We start from the raw sequence: 1,504 nt of genomic DNA on the forward strand, positions 1-1,504 counted from the left end.
GTCCTAATGAGTCCTGGGAGTAAGCCATCCGGCAGACTCCGTGGTGGATGGTGGCCGCCGGCAGGTGAGCACTCGGGTGTCCTGGACGTCGAGTCCTGATGAAAGACCGTGCCCCTGCCGGTTGGTCGGGAGAGTTGATCGCTGATGGGATGTCGTGCCCGCCCGCATGCGGCGTGAGCACTGCTTCATTAGGTCGCAGATGCCTCTCCCACGGGCTGCTGACCAGCGGGAACGAAGACATCGACGGGAGGAACTGTGCGGCTGTTCGTGGGAGACGACTGGGCCGAGGACCACCGCGATGTGGAGCTGATGGACGCCACCGGCGCGCGGCTGGCCAAGGCCCGACTGCCGGAGGGGGTGGCGGGCATGGCCCGGCTGCACGCGATGATCGCCGAGCAGCTCGGCCCGGACATTGAAGATGAGGAGGAAGCCGCCCGTCAGGTGCTGATCGGCATCGAGACCGACCGGGGCCCGTGGGTGCAGGCGTTGGTGGCGGCCGGCTACCAGGTGTTCGCGGTCAACCCGCTGCAGGCCGCCGACTACCGCAAGCGGCATAAGGTGTCGGGCGCCAAGAGCGACGCCGCCGACGCGCACGTGCTGGCCGACATGGTGCGCACCGACGCCCACCAGCTGCGTGCTGTGGCCGGCGACAGCGACCAGGCCGAGGCCATCAAGGTGGTCACCCGCGCGCACAAGACGCTGATCTGGGAGCGCACCCGGCAAACCCAGCGGCTGCGGCACGCACTGCGCGACTACTTCCCCGCCGCCCTGGCCGCCTTCGACGACCTGGATGCACCCGAAGCCCTCGACCTGCTGGCCCGGGCGGCCGATCCTGCCGCCGCCGCAAGGCTGACGATCAGCCAGATCAGCGCGGCGCTCAAGCGGGCCGGCCGCCGCGGCGACCTGGCCGCCAAGGCCGCGCCGATCCAGGCCGCCCTGCGCACCGAGCACCTGGGCCAGCCCGAGGTGGTCACCGCCGCCTACGCTGCCTCCGCCCGCGCCCTGATCGCCGTCCTTGCCACCCTGAACCAGCAGGTCGCGGCCCTGCACAAGGAGGTCGAGGCGCATTTTGGGCAGCACCCGGCCGCTGAGATCATCTGCTCCCAGCCGGGACTGGGACCGATCCTCGGTGCCCGGGTGCTCGCAGAGTTCGGCGATGACTCCCAGCGGTATGCCAGTGCCAAGGCGCGTAAGAACTACGCCGGCACCAGCCCGATCACCCGGGCCTCGGGCAAGAAGAAGGTCGTCGCGGCCCGCTACGTGCACAACGACCGGCTGATCGACGCCTTGCTCACCCAGGCGGGCACTGCCGTCCGCGTCTCGCCCGGCGCCCGCGCCTACTACGACAAGCAACGGGCCCGCGGCGCCGACTACAACGCCGCCCTGCGCCAGGTCGCCAACCGGCTCGTCGGCATCCTGCACGGCTGCCTCAAGACCGGCGCCCTCTACGACGAGGCAACCGCCTGGTCGCATCACGCCGAATCGCTTGCTGCTTGACAACTAA

At 70.0% G+C, this 1,504-nt stretch carries 1 protein-coding gene; it reads left to right on the forward strand.

Annotated elements, in window-relative coordinates:
* Positions 1 to 255: 255 nt before the first annotated feature.
* Positions 256 to 1,497, forward strand: a complete 1,242-nt coding sequence (locus tag ACTWPW_RS64140) for an IS110 family transposase (RefSeq protein ID WP_443175032.1) — start codon at positions 256 to 258, stop codon at positions 1,495 to 1,497.
* Positions 1,498 to 1,504 lie beyond the last annotated feature (7 nt).

The sequence above is a fragment of the Nonomuraea sp. KM90 genome, assembly GCF_052246675.1.
Classification (GTDB): domain Bacteria; phylum Actinomycetota; class Actinomycetes; order Streptosporangiales; family Streptosporangiaceae; genus Nonomuraea.